A 14,711-nucleotide genomic window follows, 5' to 3' on the forward strand; every position below is an offset into this window, starting at 1 on the left:
TCTACCGTATTTTCTTAATGAGCATGCCTTCAGGCATGCTTTTTTTTCGCCACAACCTTTCGCAAACCTCCTCTTTCTTTCGAAACTTTCATTTATCAGATCAAAATCACAAAAAAACGTTACGAAACCCTATACTTTATTTCGAAGAAAGAAATCGAAAGACTTCGGAGGAAGTATGTTTATCATCTCAAGCAAAATGATGCTGAAGAAGGCGCAGCAAGAAGGCTATGCCGTACCAGCATTTAACATCCACAATCTGGAGACCTTACAGGTTGTTGTGGAAACAGCAGCCGAACTACGTTCTCCGTTGATCGTCGCCGGCACGCCAGGCACTTTTAGTTATGCAGGGGTCGGTAACATCGTTGCAATCGCCAGTGAACTGACAAGAAGCTGGAACCATCCTCTCGCCATCCATCTCGATCACCATGAAAGCACCACCGATATTGAAGCGAAAGTCGCTACAGGTATTCGCTCTGTCATGATTGATGGTTCTCATCTGCCATTTGCCGACAACATTGCCTTAGTTAAACACGTAACTAATTACTGCCACCGCTATGACGTTAGCGTTGAAGCTGAGCTGGGACGGTTAGGCGGACAGGAAGATGACCTGATCGTAGACGGAAAGGATGCGCTGTATACCCACCCAGAACAGGCTCGGGAGTTCGTGGAAAAAACGGGTATCGACTCACTGGCTGTCGCGATTGGCACAGCTCATGGTCTGTATAACGCTGAACCTAAACTGGATTTCGAGCGACTAGCCGAGATTCGTCAGCACGTTGATATCCCACTGGTTTTACATGGCGCATCTGGCCTGCCTACACATGATATTAAGCGCGCAATCTCCTTAGGGGTCTGCAAAGTTAACGTCGCTACCGAACTTAAAATCGCCTTTGCTGGCGCACTCAAAACCTACCTGAGCGCACATACCGATGCGAACGACCCACGGCATTACATGATGCCAGCAAAAGCGGCCATGAAAGAGGTAGTACGTAAGGTGATTGCCGACTGCGGCTGCGAAGGAAAGTTGTAATTGATTGATTAATTAATTCGAATTGCACGGGTTCTGACAAAGGTCTGTTTTTAAAGCTGGATCACGAAAGATGCTTTTACCCTTTGCCTTCAATCCAAAAATATTATGAAGATAAACAAAAGATATCGGAGATAGAAGTGAAAGAAATAATCTCTCGTCATAAAGCAGGTGAGCATTTAGGTATTTGTTCTGTTTGTTCAGCCCATCCGCTGGTTATTGAATCTGCATTACGTTTTGATCTCAACACGAACACGAAAGTTCTAATCGAAGCGACCTCTAATCAGGTTAATCAGTTTGGTGGTTATACCGGGATGAAACCCGCTGATTTCCGTGACTTTGTCTATAGCATCGCACAAGCGGTTGGTTTTCCTCGCGAAAGGCTGATTCTGGGTGGCGATCATCTCGGCCCTAACTGCTGGCAAAACGAACCTGCGGCAGAAGCGATGGAAAAATCCGTAGCCTTAATCAAAGCTTACGTTGCCGCAGGGTTCAGCAAAATCCATCTTGATGCTTCGATGTCCTGCGCTGACGACCCAACGCCTTTAGATCCAATGGTTGTTGCCCAGCGCGCAGCCGTGCTTTGCCAGGCCGCAGAAACAACGGCAACCGAAGAACAGAAACACCATCTGACTTACGTTATTGGAACAGAAGTTCCCGTACCAGGCGGAGAAGCCAGCACCATTGGCAGCGTTCATGTCACACGCGAAGAAGATGCCGCCCGGACACTGGAAACCCATCAGGTTGCCTTCCGCGCATTAGGGCTTGAAGAGGCGTTAACTCGTGTAATCGCCATTGTGGTTCAACCCGGCGTCGAGTTCGATCACACCCAAATCATCCACTACCAACCACAAGCTGCAGAAGCGCTATCCGCCTGGATAAAAGAGACCCCAATGGTCTACGAAGCGCATTCTACCGATTATCAAACCCGCCAGGCATACCGTGCTCTGGTACGCGATCACTATGCAATATTGAAAGTGGGTCCGGCACTCACCTTTGCCCTGCGCGAAGCTATTTTTGCCCTTGCGCAAATGGAAAATGAACTGATCTCCCCAGAACAACGGAGCCGGGTTCTGGAAGTAATTGACGAAGTAATGTTGAATGAACCGGACTACTGGAAAAAATATTATCGCCCAACCTGGAGCCAGGCGATGGTCGATATTCACTTCAGCCTCTCCGACCGTATTCGTTACTACTGGCCGCATCCCCGCATTCGTCAAAGTGTAGAGAAATTAATCACCAACCTTAATGACATCGCTTTACCACTGGGACTCATTAGCCAGTTTATGCCCGTGCAATTTGAACGCCTGACTGAAGGGACGTTAACCGCCACACCACATAATCTGATTATCGACAAAATCCAGGACGTTCTGCGCGCCTATCGCTTTGGTTGCGCACCAGTAATTGCCTGAAATCTGGAGAATATATGAGCCAACTTTTTGTTCGAACAGGAATTAACTTTAGCTCGTGTCAGCATGCGCTGACACATATTGGGGAGGAGATGCTGGCCAAAGGGGTCGTGTATGAAAGCTATCCGCAGGCCCTGATTGAGCGTGAAGCAACTTTTCCAACCGGAATAGCGCTGGAACGTCATGCCGTTGCGATTCCACATTGTGAAGCTGTGCATGCGATATCCCCTGCTATCTATCTGATTCGCCCGGATACACCGGTCAACTTTCAACAAGCAGATGATGACGAAGAGATAGCCGTTTCTTTAATTATCGCCTTAATCGTTGAGAACCCGACTGCGCAGCTGAAGCTCCTGCGTCGTCTGTTTAGTGAGCTACAAAACCCGAACACCATTGAAGCATTGCTGAATGCGCCTGATGCAGAACTGGCCATGCTCTTTCGGGAAAAAATCCTTGAGTCTGAGCCCTGCGCACAGGCTTGATAAAACTGATAATAAAAGGAGTACCCTATGAAACGTAAAGTAATTGTGGCCTGTGGCGGTGCTGTAGCAACTTCAACAATGGCGGCAGAAGAAATTAAAGAACTCTGTGAAGCCAACAATATCCAACTCGACCTGGTTCAATGTCGGGTAACGGAAATCGAAACCTATATGGATGGAGCGGATCTTATCTGTACCACCGCCCGCGTTGACCGTACGTTTGGCGATATCCCAGTGGTCCACGGCATGCCTTTTGTTTCAGGTGTGGGTATCGAAGCATTACAGCAAAAAATACTGACTATCCTCGTGGGGTAACGCCATGTTTAGCGAAATAATGCGTTATATCCTCGACTTAGGTCCAACGGTTATGCTGCCGCTAGTGATCATCATCTTCTCAAAATTGCTGGGAATGAAGCTCGGGGATTGTTTTAAATCAGGTTTGCATATCGGGATTGGCTTCGTCGGTATCGGTCTGGTGATCGGCCTGATGCTGGACTCTATTGGCCCTGCCGCAAAAGCAATGGCAGAACAATTTCAAATCAACCTGCATGTCATCGATGTCGGTTGGCCTGGCTCATCACCAATGACCTGGGCTTCGCAAATTGCGTTAATTGCGATTCCAGTCGCCATTGGGGTGAATATCCTGATGCTGGTTACCCGCATGACCCGTGTGGTGAACGTCGACATCTGGAATATCTGGCATATGACGTTTACCGGTGCCATGTTGCATCTGGCGACCGGCTCATACTGGCTGGGCATTCTCGGCGTGGTTGTTCATGCCGCATTCGTCTATAAACTGGGTGACTGGTTTGCCAAAGACACGCGCGACTTTTTTGGCCTGGAAGGCATTGCCATTCCACACGGTTCCTCGGCATACCTGGGCCCGATAGCAGTCCTGGTTGATACGATCATTGAAAAAATCCCCGGACTGAACCGCATTCATTTCAGCGCGGATGATGTCCAAAAACGCTTCGGCCCCTTCGGCGAACCTGTAACCGTCGGTTTTGTGATGGGATTAGTTATCGGCATGCTGGCTGGATATGACGTTAAAGCTGTGCTGCAGCTGGCGGTGAAAACGGCTGCCGTTATGTTGCTCATGCCGCGTGTCATTAAACCGATTATGGATGGCCTGACTCCTATTGCTAAACATGCCCGTAAACGCCTGCAGGCAAAATTTGGCGGACAGGAGTTCTTAATCGGTCTGGATCCTGCACTACTGCTCGGCCATACGTCGGTGGTTTCCGCCAGTCTAATCTTTATCCCGCTGACCATTCTGATTGCTGTTCTGGTACCCGGAAACCAGGTTCTGCCATTCGGCGATCTCGCGACCATTGGTTTCTTTGTCGCCATGGCGGTAGCCGTTCATCAGGGAAACCTGTTCCGCACGCTGATCTCTGGCGTCATCATTATGGGTATCACCCTGTGGATAGCCACACAAACTATTGGTTTACATACCCAGCTTGCCGCTAATGCAGGCGCATTGAAAGCCGGTGGCATGGTGGCCTCAATGGATCAGGGCGGCTCCCCAATCACCTGGCTGCTAATCCAGCTCTTCACCTGGCAGAACGTGGTGGGCTTCATCATTATCGCTGCTATTTACCTGTTGGGTGTACTGCTGACCTGGCGTCGGGCACGTAATTTCGTGGCGGCTGAAAAAGCGGCAGCCATAACGGAAAGCCAGACCGCATCTTAATTTCTGGGGAGCATTTGCTCCCCTTCACATTTCTGGAGACACTTATGAAATCAGTGGTTATTCACGCTGAGGGCGACGTACGCGTTGAAGAACGTCCCATACCACAACTGCAAACTGATGAAGATGTATTGGTCAAAGTGGTCAGTTCAGGGCTTTGCGGCTCAGACATTCCCCGTATCTTCAATCATGGTGCGCACTATTATCCAATCACGCTCGGGCATGAGTTCAGTGGTTATGTTGAGTCCTACGGCGCAAGCGTAACCGACTTACAACCCGGTGATGCCGTGGCCTGCGTACCGCTGCTTCCCTGCTTTCATTGCCCTCAGTGCGAGCGGGGATACTTCTCGTTATGTAAACATTATCAGTTTGTCGGTTCACGAAGCGAAGGTGGGAACGCAGAATATGTGGTTGTAAAACGCGCCAACCTGTTCCGCCTGCCTTCAGATATGCCGATTGATGATGGCGCATTCATTGAACCGATTACCGTCGGTCTGCATGCTTTTCATCTGGCTCAGGGATGCGAAGGCAAAAATGTGATTATCGTTGGTGCTGGTACTATCGGTTTGCTGGCAATGCAATGTGCCCGTGAACTCGGTGCCAAAAGTATCACGGCAATTGATATCAATCCGCAAAAGCTGGCATTAGCAAAAGAACTGGGGGCAACCCATGTGTTTAATAGTCGGGAGATGAGTGCGGCTGAGATCCACGCAGGCCTGGAAAATATTCAGTTTGACCAACTCGTGCTGGAAACAGCGGGAACCCCGCAAACTGTGACGCTGTCGATTGAGATTGCAGGCCCTCGTGCTCAACTAGCGTTAGTCGGCACGTTACATCACGATCTGACGCTTGCTTCAGGTGTCTTTGGGCAAATATTACGTAAAGAATTAACCATTCTTGGCAGTTGGATGAACTATTCCAGCCCATGGCCTGGAGAAGAGTGGGAAACCGCTGCCCGTTTATTGACGGAAAAACGCTTACAGCTTGAGCCATTAATTGCTCACACTGGCAATGCCGAAAGCTTTGCCAGCGCCGTCAAGTCACTCCACGGCGCGCCGATGCAAGGAAAAATTCTACTCAAACTATCCTGAACCCATGAGCCAGCAACCTGCGCTGGCTCACATTTACTTTCGAAATTTAGCGTTCACCTTTCGCAATCCTTCGATTAAACTAGTGATAATTAAATTATCAGGCAAATCAATATGAACTCATTTGAGAGAAGGAATAAAATTGTCGACCTGATTAACACGCAAGGCAGCGTACTGGTAATGGACCTTTCGAATACCTTTGGTATTTCTGAAGTAACCATTCGCGCCGACCTACGGTTATTAGAAGAGAAGGGTCTGGTCACCCGTTTTCACGGCGGTGCGGCAAAACCAGGAAGCCATCTGGCTGAAGGTGACAATCAGGAAGTGTTATTAGAAGATCGGTATCAGCTTGCCAGCGATCCCAAAAAACGGATTGCCCAGGCCGCAACGGCAATGGTTGAGGAAGGAATGACCGTAATTCTGGATAGCGGAAGCACCACCTTATTGATTGCTGAAGCGCTAAACCGAAAAAGTAATATCACCGTTATTACCAATAGCCTGCCTGCCGCGTTCACGTTATCGGAAAACAAAGATATTACGCTGGTCGTCTGCGGCGGCACTGTGCGCCACAAAACGCATTCAATGCATGGCACTATCGCTGAACGCTCCCTACAAGGAATAAGCGCTGACCTGATGTTCGTAGGCGCTGACGGGATTGATGCTACTAACGGTATTACGACCTTCAACGAAGGTTATTCGATTAGTAGCGTGATGGCAGCGGCGGCACATAAGGTCATTGCCGTACTGGACGCGACAAAATTTAATCGACGTGGTTTTAATCAGGTGCTGCCAATGGAAAAGATTAACTGCGTAATAACCGACGACAGTATCAGCAAACAGGATAAATCAGCGCTGGCCAAAACAGGCGTTGAACTGCTGGTCGTTTAAATTACCCGCCACATCCCCCCTTTTGTCGCGCCAACGCGTTGCAGTTTACCTTTTAGCTGCAACGCTTTCAGATAGCGTTCTACGGTCCGGGCTGAGATTTCACACTCATTAGCGATGCTTTTGGCGGATCTGCTCGGCTGATTCGACAATATTTGTAGAATGCGTTTTTCTATATCCAGTAAATCAGCCGACATTTCTTCCGACATTTCTTCCGACATTTCTTCCGACAGGGCTGATGGTTTTCCCAATCCCTCCTGCAAAGCAGAGATAATGTTTTCCAGGATAAATTCTATGAATGGCGTGCAGCTACTTTGCCGATCGCAAAGCCCTAACACCTGATAATAGCGGTCCTGTTGGTAGTGGATTAGTGTCTCTACGGGTAACCACGCCAATTCCGATCGCCACTCACGAAGGATTAATGTCTGCCACAGCCGTCCCATCCGCCCATTACCATCGGCAAAAGGATGAATAAATTCAAACTCATAATGGAAAACGGCACCAGCAATCAGTGGGTGGAGCTCTGTCGTTTTCAACCAGCCCAGTAAATCATTCATCAAACGTAAAATTTGTGAGGCTGGTGGAGCCATGTGAATAAGCTGTTTATCCCTGTAAACACCAACATTTCCGGTACGTAACTGGCCTGGATTATCGACCAGACCAAGCATAAGAACCCGATGTGCCTGTAAAAGGTCGGATAATTTTCCACTTTTCCATTCCGACATTTTTTCATAGGCCTGAATCGCATTTCTAACTTCCTGTATGTCTTTAGCAGGCGCCAGAATACGTTTGCCCTCCATCAGCGCGGTGACTTGTTCCGTCGTCAACGAATTATGCTCAATCGCTAAAGAGGCCTGAATCGTGCGAATACGATTCTCTTTGCGCAAAAGAGGAGATGCCCTACCAGCCATCGCAGCCCAATGCCCCATCAACTCACCAATTTCAATAACCTGGTTGAGGATCAATGGGGTGACCACGAAAGGTGGTTGGTAGGTGCTCACTGTTACTCTCCCTGCTGTTCCAGTGCGTGCTTATACAACGCATTCTTTTTCACGCCATGGATTTCAGCAGCCAGCGCGGCGGCCTTTTTCAGCGGCAGTTCTGCCTGCAATAAGGCCAATGTACGCAGCGCATCGGCAGGAAGATCGTCTTCCTGCGCTTTATGCCCTTCAACAATCAGCACCATTTCGCCTTTGCGACGGTTTTCATCTTCCTTGACCCACGCCAGCAGTTCACCAACCGGTGCACCGTGAATAGTTTCCCAGGTTTTGGTCAGCTCGCGCGCCAGCACCACGTAGCGGGATTCGCCCCACACGGCAACCATGTCTTCCAGGCTATCCAGCAAGCGGTGGGTAGATTCATAAAAAATAAGCGTACGCGGTTCTGCTTCAATGGCTTTCATCGCATCACGACGCCCTTTCGATTTCGCAGGCAGAAATCCTTCATAGCAAAAACGGTCTGAAGGCAGACCTGCAGCGCTCAGGGCAGCAATCGCCGCACAAGGACCTGGCAGGGGAACAACGCGGATCCCCGCTTCACGACAGGTACGCACCAGATGGTAGCCAGGATCGTTAATCAGCGGCGTTCCGGCATCGGAAACCAGCGCAATGTTTTGTCCTTCTTTGAGCTTCGCGACCAGCGTTTCAGCCTTTTGCTGCTCGTTGTGGTCATGTAGCGCGAACAGACGCGCGTTAATCGCGAAGTGTTGTAACAATAATCCTGTATGACGAGTGTCTTCAGCGGCAATCAAATCAACGGCTTGTAAAACTTCGAGCGCTCGTTGGGTAATATCAGCCAAATTTCCTATAGGAGTAGGTACAATAAAGAGTTGGCCTTGAGAATTATCCGCCGATTCGTGTTGTTTCATTGTGTCGTCCGTATTGCCGATTTAATATTGAGCATTGAGTAAAAAAATATCACTGGATACAGTATGGTACCCTCAACATTTTCTCGTTTGAAAGCCGCACGCGCGCTACCAGTCATTCTGGCAGCACTGATTTTCGCAGGCTGTGGCACCCAGGCGCCAGACCAGAGTGCAGCCCATATGCAGGGCACTGCGCAGGCTGATTCCGGCTTTTATCTGCAACAAATGCAGCAAAGCTCTGATGATAGCAAGACCAACTGGCAATTACTCGCCATTCGTGCACTGCTGAAAGAAGGCAAGAGCCAGCAGGCTATCGAACTGTTTAACCAGCTACCGCAGAAGCTAAGCGATACCCAGCAGCGTGAGCAGTCACTGCTGGCCGTCGAGATTAAGCTCGCGCAGAAAGATGTCGCTGGCGCACAGGCCCTGCTGGATAAGTTAACTCCCGCCGATTTCGATCAAAACCAACAGGCACGCTACTGGCAGGCGCAAATCGACGTCAACCAGGGTCGCCCGTCTCTGACGCTGCTGCGCGCCCTGATCGCGCAGGAACCGCTGCTGGCCGCGAATGCTAAGCAGAAAAATATGGACGCCACCTGGCAGGCGCTGTCGTCCATGACCCAGGAGCAAGCGCTGGTCATCAATGCTGATGAAAACGTGCTGCAAGGCTGGCTGGATCTCCAGCGCGTCTGGTTCGATAACCGTAACGATCCGGACATGATGAAAGCTGGTATTGCGGACTGGCAGAAACGTTATCCGCAAAACCCAGGAGCAAAACTGTTACCAACACAGTTGGTTAACGTGCAGAGCTTTAAGCCTGCCTCCACCAGCAAAATCGCTCTGCTGTTACCACTGAACGGTCAGGCCGCTGTATTTGGCCGTACTATTCAGCAAGGCTTTGAAGCTGCGAAAAACATGGGCACTCAACCTGTCGCAGCCCCTGTTGCTGTCGCACCTGCCGCAGTTCCAGCTGCCGCGACCACCACAGAACAGCCGCAAACGACTGACGGCGTTGCCAGCCCGTCTCAGGCGTCAGTAAGCGATCTGACCAACGAGACGCCGGCTCAGCCAGAAACCCCTGCTGTGCAGCCCGCAGCACCCGCTCAGCCAACAACCGCCAGCGCACCGGCGAATCCATCCGCTGAGCTAAAAATCTACGACACTTCATCACAGCCGCTGAACCAGATCCTGACTCAGGTTCAGCAGGATGGCGCCAGCATCGTGGTTGGCCCACTGTTGAAGAACAATGTTGAAGAGCTGATGAAAAGCAACACGCCATTGAACGTCCTGGCGCTTAACCAGCCGGAGTCGGTGAAAAATCTGCCGAACGTCTGCTACTTCGCCCTGTCGCCAGAAGATGAAGCGCGCGACGCCGCACGCCACATCCGCGATCAGGGAAAACAGACGCCGCTGTTGTTGATTCCACGGAGTTCATTAGGCGATCGCGTTGCCAACGCCTTTGCACAGGAATGGCAAAAACTGGGTGGCGGCGTGGTATTGCAGCAGAAGTTCGGCTCCACCGCTGAACTTAAAATGGGCGTCAACGGCGGCTCGGGGATTTCCCTGACAGGCAGCCCGGTGGCCTCCTCTGTGCCAGCCCAACCCGGCGTGACGATTGGTGGTCTGACCATCCCGGCAGCACCTACCGATGCGCAAATCACCGGCGGCAGCGGTCGTGTTGATGCCGTGTATATTCTGGCGACGCCGGAAGAAATTGCATTTATTAAGCCGATGATCGCCATGCGCAACGGCAGCCAGAGCGGAGCAACGCTGTACGCCAGCTCTCGTAGTGCGCAGGGCACTGCCGGCCCGGATTTCCGTCTGGAGATGGAAGGCTTGCAGTACAGCGAAATTCCGATGCTGGCAGGCGCTAATGCGCCTCTTATGCAGCAGGCGCTTGGCGCGGTTCGTAACGACTACTCGCTGGCGCGTATGTATGCCATGGGTGTCGATGCCTGGTCGCTTGCCAACCACTTCTCGCAAATGCGTCAGGTGCAGGGTTTCGAAATTAACGGTAATACCGGGGCCTTAACCGCAACGCAGGATTGTGTGATTAACAGGAAGTTATCATGGCTCAAATACCAGCAAGGACAAGTCGTCCCCTCCAGTTAACGAGTAAACAGACCGGTGACGCGTGGGAATCCACCGCGCGTGACTGGCTGCTGAGCAAGGGACTGCATTTTATCGCCGCCAACGTGCGTGAACGTGGCGGCGAAATCGACCTGATAATGCGTGAAGGCAACACCACCGTATTTGTTGAGGTTCGCTACCGACGCTCAGCACAGTTCGGCGATGCGGCGGCGAGTGTGACCCGGAGCAAACAACACAAATTATTACAGACCGCCCGCTTGTGGCTTGCGCGCCACAATGGGAGTTTTGATACTGTGGATTGCCGGTTCGATGTGTTAGCCTTCACCGGAAATGATGTTGAGTGGTTTAAGGACGCGTTCAACGACCGCTCATAGTTGAAGATTCAGAGCCTGGTTCTTAAGGATTAGCGTGTTAGATAGAATTAAAGTCTGCTTTACAGAAAGCATTCAAACTCAGATAGCTGCGGCTGAAGCACTTCCGGATGCAATCTCCCGTGCCGCCATGACGCTGGTTCAGTCCCTGCTCAATGGCAACAAAATTCTCTGTTGTGGTAATGGGACGTCCGCTGCCAACGCACAGCATTTTGCTGCCAGCATGATCAATCGTTTTGAAACAGAACGCCCAAGTTTACCTGCGATTGCACTAAATACTGATAATGTGGTCTTAACTGCGATTGCCAACGATCGCCTCCACGACGAAGTTTATGCAAAACAAGTCCGTGCGCTGGGACATGCAGGTGATGTTCTGCTGGCAATCTCTACGCGTGGTAATAGCCGCGATATCGTAAAAGCCGTTGAAGCCGCCGTGACACGCGACATGACAATCGTCGCGCTGACCGGGTATGACGGAGGGGAACTGGCCGGATTACTGGGGCCACAGGATGTTGAAATCCGTATTCCCTCACACCACAGCGCCCGCGTTCAGGAAATGCACATGCTGACGGTTAACTGCCTTTGCGATCTCATCGATAACACGCTTTTTCCTCACCAGGATGATTAAGGAGTACACATGAAGGCATTTTCGCCGCTTGCTGTGATTATCGCTGCACTGCTGCTGCAAGGCTGTGTAGCTGCCGCCGTTGTCGGAACTGCAGCCGTCGGGACTAAAGCCGCGACGGATCCGCGTAGTGTCGGCACCCAGGTTGATGACAGTACCCTGGAATTACGCGTCAATACGGCGTTGTCGAAAGATGCCCAGATCAAGAAAGAAGCGCGAATCAACGTGAGCGCATATCAGGGTAAAGTGCTGCTGGTCGGCCAGTCGCCGAATAGCGAACTGTCTGCACGTGCAAAACAGATTGCGATGGGCGTAGAAGGTACGACTGAGGTCTTTAATGAGATCCGTCAGGGCCAGCCAATCGGTCTGGGCGATGCGTCCAACGATACCTGGATAACCACCAAAGTACGTTCCCAGTTACTGACCAGCGATCAGGTGAAATCCTCTAACGTGAAAGTAACGACTGAGAACGGAGAAGTGTTCCTGTTAGGTCTGGTGACCGAGCGTGAAGCGAAGGCGGCGGCGGATATCGCCAGCCGGGTAAGCGGCGTGAAACGCGTCACGACAGCCTTTACGTTTATTAAGTAACACGCCTGTAGATGGCATCTTATCCGGCCTACAGAACGTAATCGTTTGTAGGCCGGATAAGCGTCAGCGCCATTCGGCATTTTTTTATTTAGCCCTTTCGCGTAGCTCGGAAGAGGTCAGGATCGAAACCCCTTCATGCCCAGGTGCCAACGCTTCTGCCAGCATTGCCCGAGCAACATCGCGCGCTTCAATCGACTTCCAGTTACCCGGCAGCAGCCTGAACAACGGCGCTAAAAACATCTCATTCGTCCGCTGTTTGTCCCTATCACCCAGTAGCATTGAAGGCCGGACAATCGTCAGCCGTGGCCAATTCTGCGCGATCAGCGCCTGCTCCATTTCACCTTTCACCCGATTATAAAAAAACGGTGAATTCGCATTGGCCCCCATTGAACTCACTACCAGCATATGCTGGGCGCCTAACCTACGTCCCGTCAGGGCCGTATCTACCACCAGCGTGTAGTCAGCATGGATAAACGCCTCTTTGCTGCCCGCTTCACGCCGGGTAGTCCCCAAACAACAAAAGACAATATCGACCGGATCGGTGACCTGTGCCAGAGCATCGGTTAGCTGCGGATCATGGGGGTTATAGATACCAACCGTATCTGCCAGCGGTCGACGCGTTGGTGCCGTGATGGCATTGACCCGGGGTTCATTGAGCAGCATACGCAGCAAATGTCCGCCCACCAGCCCCGTGGCTCCCGTTATTAACACCTGACTCATCGCTTATCTTCCCCAGGTCTTCAATCACTGTTCTAACTATAGATCACGTAACCAATGCATCTTTTTACCAAAGCCCAGCGTGTTGTCCGTAAATTTGACTTCATCCAGTCGAATCTCCCATACGGGCGCTGGCAGCATTCTGGCGACGGGGAAACGGCGGTTGTAGGCTTTACGCGCAGCTTCGCTCTCCTGCCCTTCAAGACGCCGGATTTCCCCTTTAAACTGTACGCCACGAATCAGAGCGACGGTTTTAGGCTGACCGTTTACTGTACCGGCAATCGGTGCGCGTGGTCCGGACATCTGCGCATGCCGCGTTTTCTCTTCGGTCAGCACATAGAACACCATCTTCTGCGCATCAAACAGGTAAAACGCATTGGCGCACCACAATTCACCTTCATGGTGTACGCACCAGGTCACGACGTGCTGTTTTGCCAGCCAGCGAGACACCGCAGTCAGTGTTTCCATTTCTGTTCTCTTTTATACTGTAGGCCTGAAAATTATCACGTCGATGGTAACAATGACACCCTGGTATCTGTACCTGATCCGTACCGCAGACAACGCCTTATACACCGGAATAACCACCGATGTGCAGCGCCGCTATAAGCAGCATCAAAGTGGGAAAGGCGCGAAGGCGCTACGCGGAAAGGGGGAACTCACGTTGGCATTTGCGGCGCAGGTCGGCGACCGTTCGCTGGCCCTGCGCATAGAGTATCGCGTTAAACAGCTCACCAAGCGGCAGAAAGAGCGCCTTGTCGAAGGCGAAGGGTTTGAGGCGCTACTAAGCAGCCTGCAAACCCCGGAAGCTTAAAAGCGATTGAAGTGGTCGTGGTATTCCACAAGTCCCGTCACGCCATCCAGCGCATCGTCCGCCAGGCGATGAACCTGGAACGCGCTTTCGGTGCCCGGCCAGCGGCAACGCAGGTCATGATGGGCCGCCAGCTCAAAGCCAAAGCGGCTGTACAGGGCCGGATCCCCCAGCGTAACCACCGCTGCGTAGCCAAACTCGTTCAGTGAATCGAGTCCTTCATAGACCAGCTGACGCGCCAGGCCCTGCCCCCGGTAGTTTTCATCCACCGCGAGCGGCGCCATGCCGACCCATTGCAGATCTTCACCCTGAACATCGACTGGGCTGAACGCGACGTAACCCACTACCTGACCTTCGTCATCGGTAGCAACCAGACCCAGCGTTAAGAAACCATCTTCACGCAGGTCGTGCACTAATTTCGCTTCCGCATCGCTCTCAAATGAACGGCGCAGCAGCGCATCAATACCAGGGGCATCAATGGGAATTTCAACTCGAATCAGCATGGCTCACCTACCGAGGTCTGTTTGGTTTCTGGCGACGTTTTCATCCCCGCCTCAACAAAATCCGCCAACTGCATCAGCATGACGCGCAACGCTTTAGGCATCTGCTCCAGTTCGATGGCATCCATCAGATTTTTTACGTATAGCCCTAATTCTGTATCACCTTCAATCACCAGACGACGCTGGAAGAAAAGCGTATCCGGATCCTGCTTGCGGGCCACGATCATCAGCAGATCGCTGGCATCGGCGCTAAAACTCACATCCGCATCTGCATTCTGGCTGACGATAAGTTTATCGTTCTCAACAGAGGTATACCATTTGAGGTCAATGTCACGCACATGAATGCTCAGCCAGCGACCTTCGAGAAACTCCAGCTCCCCATCGGCCAGCGCCTGACTAAACTGCCAGCTCAGGACCTGCTCCAGAACCTGGCGCTTCAGCGCAAAGGGCGTCAGTTTAACTGGTACACTCATCAGAGAAGGACCAAATTGTACTAAGCGTGAACGCAGTTTATCCAACACGAGCTTTACTCCCTGTTTCAATAGTCCTGCTATTTTGCCATATCAAAT

18 protein-coding genes are annotated in these 14,711 nt (G+C 51.5%); 12 read left to right on the forward strand and 6 right to left on the reverse strand.

Annotated features, from left to right (window positions below):
- Window positions 1–175: 175 nt before the first annotated feature.
- The 7 genes from OGY09_RS05100 to OGY09_RS05130 all read left to right on the forward strand — a co-directional run bounded on the left by OGY09_RS05100 (window position 176) and on the right by OGY09_RS05130 (window position 6,581).
- Entirely contained in the window at window positions 176–1,030 is an 855-nt protein-coding gene (locus tag OGY09_RS05100; protein WP_032945084.1) for a tagatose bisphosphate family class II aldolase, read from the forward strand.
- A 137-nt stretch (window positions 1,031–1,167) separates the two neighbouring features.
- Window positions 1,168–2,439: a tagatose-bisphosphate aldolase subunit GatZ gene (gene gatZ, locus OGY09_RS05105; RefSeq protein ID WP_032945085.1), complete on the forward strand. Its 1,272-nt coding sequence runs from the start codon at window positions 1,168–1,170 to the stop codon at window positions 2,437–2,439.
- A gap of 14 nt (window positions 2,440–2,453) precedes the next feature.
- Window positions 2,454–2,918, forward strand: coding sequence for a PTS galactitol transporter subunit IIA (gene gatA / locus OGY09_RS05110; protein ID WP_003828615.1), 465 nt, complete (start codon window positions 2,454–2,456; stop codon window positions 2,916–2,918).
- Between the two features lie 27 nt (window positions 2,919–2,945).
- Window positions 2,946–3,230 carry a PTS galactitol transporter subunit IIB gene (gene gatB / locus OGY09_RS05115; protein WP_003828616.1) on the forward strand — a complete coding sequence of 95 codons (285 nt, stop codon included), beginning with the start codon at window positions 2,946–2,948 and terminating at the stop codon, window positions 3,228–3,230.
- A 4-nt stretch (window positions 3,231–3,234) separates the two neighbouring features.
- On the forward strand, window positions 3,235–4,608 hold the full coding sequence (locus OGY09_RS05120; protein WP_003828618.1) for a galactitol-specific PTS transporter subunit IIC: 1,374 nt from the start codon (window positions 3,235–3,237) through the stop codon (window positions 4,606–4,608).
- 44 nt (window positions 4,609–4,652) lie between these two features.
- Window positions 4,653–5,696, forward strand: coding sequence for a galactitol-1-phosphate 5-dehydrogenase (gene gatD, locus OGY09_RS05125; RefSeq protein ID WP_032945086.1), 1,044 nt, complete (start codon window positions 4,653–4,655; stop codon window positions 5,694–5,696).
- 111 nt (window positions 5,697–5,807) lie between these two features.
- Window positions 5,808–6,581, forward strand: a complete 774-nt coding sequence (locus OGY09_RS05130) for a DeoR/GlpR family DNA-binding transcription regulator (RefSeq protein ID WP_003828620.1) — start codon at window positions 5,808–5,810, stop codon at window positions 6,579–6,581.
- Here OGY09_RS05130 and OGY09_RS05135 read toward each other — a convergent pair.
- Together OGY09_RS05135 and rsmI are read right to left on the reverse strand one after the other, a co-directional pair.
- A complete protein-coding gene (locus OGY09_RS05135; protein WP_032945087.1) occupies window positions 6,578–7,579 on the reverse strand; it encodes a Fic family protein in 1,002 nt (333 codons plus the stop codon). The two genes, OGY09_RS05130 and OGY09_RS05135, sit on opposite strands and share 4 nt — an antisense overlap.
- 2 nt (window positions 7,580–7,581) lie before the next feature.
- Window positions 7,582–8,445 carry a 16S rRNA (cytidine(1402)-2'-O)-methyltransferase gene (rsmI, locus tag OGY09_RS05140; protein WP_003024942.1) on the reverse strand — a complete coding sequence of 288 codons (864 nt, stop codon included), beginning with the start codon at window positions 8,443–8,445 and terminating at the stop codon, window positions 7,582–7,584.
- Between the two features lie 63 nt (window positions 8,446–8,508).
- Here rsmI and OGY09_RS05145 point away from each other — a divergent pair, with 63 nt between their 5' ends.
- Genes OGY09_RS05145 through dolP form a run of 4 tightly spaced genes read left to right on the forward strand, consistent with a single transcriptional unit; the run spans window position 8,509 to window position 12,117 of the window.
- A complete protein-coding gene (locus tag OGY09_RS05145; protein WP_275399130.1) occupies window positions 8,509–10,554 on the forward strand; it encodes a penicillin-binding protein activator in 2,046 nt (681 codons plus the stop codon).
- Window positions 10,512–10,907, forward strand: coding sequence for a YraN family protein (locus OGY09_RS05150; RefSeq protein ID WP_032945091.1), 396 nt, complete (start codon window positions 10,512–10,514; stop codon window positions 10,905–10,907). Before OGY09_RS05145 ends, OGY09_RS05150 begins: the two co-directional genes overlap by 43 nt.
- A gap of 34 nt (window positions 10,908–10,941) precedes the next feature.
- Window positions 10,942–11,532, forward strand: coding sequence for a DnaA initiator-associating protein DiaA (gene diaA / locus OGY09_RS05155; protein WP_003024948.1), 591 nt, complete (start codon window positions 10,942–10,944; stop codon window positions 11,530–11,532).
- A 9-nt stretch (window positions 11,533–11,541) separates the two neighbouring features.
- Window positions 11,542–12,117: a division/outer membrane stress-associated lipid-binding lipoprotein gene (gene dolP, locus OGY09_RS05160; RefSeq protein ID WP_008785904.1), complete on the forward strand. Its 576-nt coding sequence runs from the start codon at window positions 11,542–11,544 to the stop codon at window positions 12,115–12,117.
- A gap of 84 nt (window positions 12,118–12,201) precedes the next feature.
- Here the strand turns inward: dolP and OGY09_RS05165 are convergent, their stop codons facing one another.
- Window positions 12,202–12,837, reverse strand: a complete 636-nt coding sequence (locus OGY09_RS05165; protein WP_003828632.1) for an NAD(P)H-binding protein — start codon at window positions 12,835–12,837, stop codon at window positions 12,202–12,204.
- Between the two features lie 36 nt (window positions 12,838–12,873).
- Window positions 12,874–13,302: a YhbP family protein gene (locus OGY09_RS05170; protein ID WP_032945092.1), complete on the reverse strand. Its 429-nt coding sequence runs from the start codon at window positions 13,300–13,302 to the stop codon at window positions 12,874–12,876.
- A gap of 52 nt (window positions 13,303–13,354) precedes the next feature.
- Between OGY09_RS05170 and OGY09_RS05175 the strand changes: the two genes are divergently transcribed.
- The gene (locus OGY09_RS05175) at window positions 13,355–13,645 is read left to right on the forward strand and encodes a GIY-YIG nuclease family protein (protein WP_032945094.1); all 291 of its coding nucleotides are present in this window, start codon (window positions 13,355–13,357) and stop codon (window positions 13,643–13,645) included.
- Here the strand turns inward: OGY09_RS05175 and OGY09_RS05180 are convergent.
- Window positions 13,642–14,145 carry a GNAT family N-acetyltransferase gene (locus tag OGY09_RS05180; protein ID WP_008785907.1) on the reverse strand — a complete coding sequence of 168 codons (504 nt, stop codon included), beginning with the start codon at window positions 14,143–14,145 and terminating at the stop codon, window positions 13,642–13,644. The two genes, OGY09_RS05175 and OGY09_RS05180, sit on opposite strands and share 4 nt — an antisense overlap.
- Window positions 14,139–14,663, reverse strand: coding sequence for a ubiquinone anaerobic biosynthesis accessory factor UbiT (gene ubiT, locus OGY09_RS05185; RefSeq protein WP_003828637.1), 525 nt, complete (start codon window positions 14,661–14,663; stop codon window positions 14,139–14,141). Before ubiT ends, OGY09_RS05180 begins: the two co-directional genes overlap by 7 nt.
- Between the last annotated feature and the right edge of the window lie 48 nt (window positions 14,664–14,711).

The organism is Citrobacter sp. Cpo071, from assembly GCF_030332765.1.
GTDB classification, from domain to species: domain Bacteria; phylum Pseudomonadota; class Gammaproteobacteria; order Enterobacterales; family Enterobacteriaceae; genus Citrobacter; species Citrobacter portucalensis.

Excerpts from the sequence above, each read along its gene's own strand:
- OGY09_RS05100 (WP_032945084.1), top strand. The coding sequence starts at position 176 with ATGTTTATCATCTCAAGCAAAATGATGCTGAAGAAGGCGCAGCAAGAA.
- gatA (WP_003828615.1), top strand. The coding sequence starts at position 2,454 with ATGAGCCAACTTTTTGTTCGAACAGGAATTAACTTTAGCTCGTGTCAG.
- gatB (WP_003828616.1), top strand. The coding sequence starts at position 2,946 with ATGAAACGTAAAGTAATTGTGGCCTGTGGCGGTGCTGTAGCAACTTCA.
- OGY09_RS05120 (WP_003828618.1), top strand. The coding sequence starts at position 3,235 with ATGTTTAGCGAAATAATGCGTTATATCCTCGACTTAGGTCCAACGGTT.
- gatD (WP_032945086.1), top strand. The coding sequence starts at position 4,653 with ATGAAATCAGTGGTTATTCACGCTGAGGGCGACGTACGCGTTGAAGAA.
- OGY09_RS05130 (WP_003828620.1), top strand. The coding sequence starts at position 5,808 with ATGAACTCATTTGAGAGAAGGAATAAAATTGTCGACCTGATTAACACG.
- rsmI (WP_003024942.1), bottom strand. The coding sequence starts at position 8,445 with ATGAAACAACACGAATCGGCGGATAATTCTCAAGGCCAACTCTTTATT.
- OGY09_RS05145 (WP_275399130.1), top strand. The coding sequence starts at position 8,509 with ATGGTACCCTCAACATTTTCTCGTTTGAAAGCCGCACGCGCGCTACCA.
- OGY09_RS05150 (WP_032945091.1), top strand. The coding sequence starts at position 10,512 with ATGGCTCAAATACCAGCAAGGACAAGTCGTCCCCTCCAGTTAACGAGT.
- dolP (WP_008785904.1), top strand. The coding sequence starts at position 11,542 with ATGAAGGCATTTTCGCCGCTTGCTGTGATTATCGCTGCACTGCTGCTG.
- OGY09_RS05165 (WP_003828632.1), bottom strand. The coding sequence starts at position 12,837 with ATGAGTCAGGTGTTAATAACGGGAGCCACGGGGCTGGTGGGCGGACAT.
- OGY09_RS05170 (WP_032945092.1), bottom strand. The coding sequence starts at position 13,302 with ATGGAAACACTGACTGCGGTGTCTCGCTGGCTGGCAAAACAGCACGTC.
- OGY09_RS05175 (WP_032945094.1), top strand. The coding sequence starts at position 13,355 with ATGACACCCTGGTATCTGTACCTGATCCGTACCGCAGACAACGCCTTA.
- OGY09_RS05180 (WP_008785907.1), bottom strand. The coding sequence starts at position 14,145 with ATGCTGATTCGAGTTGAAATTCCCATTGATGCCCCTGGTATTGATGCG.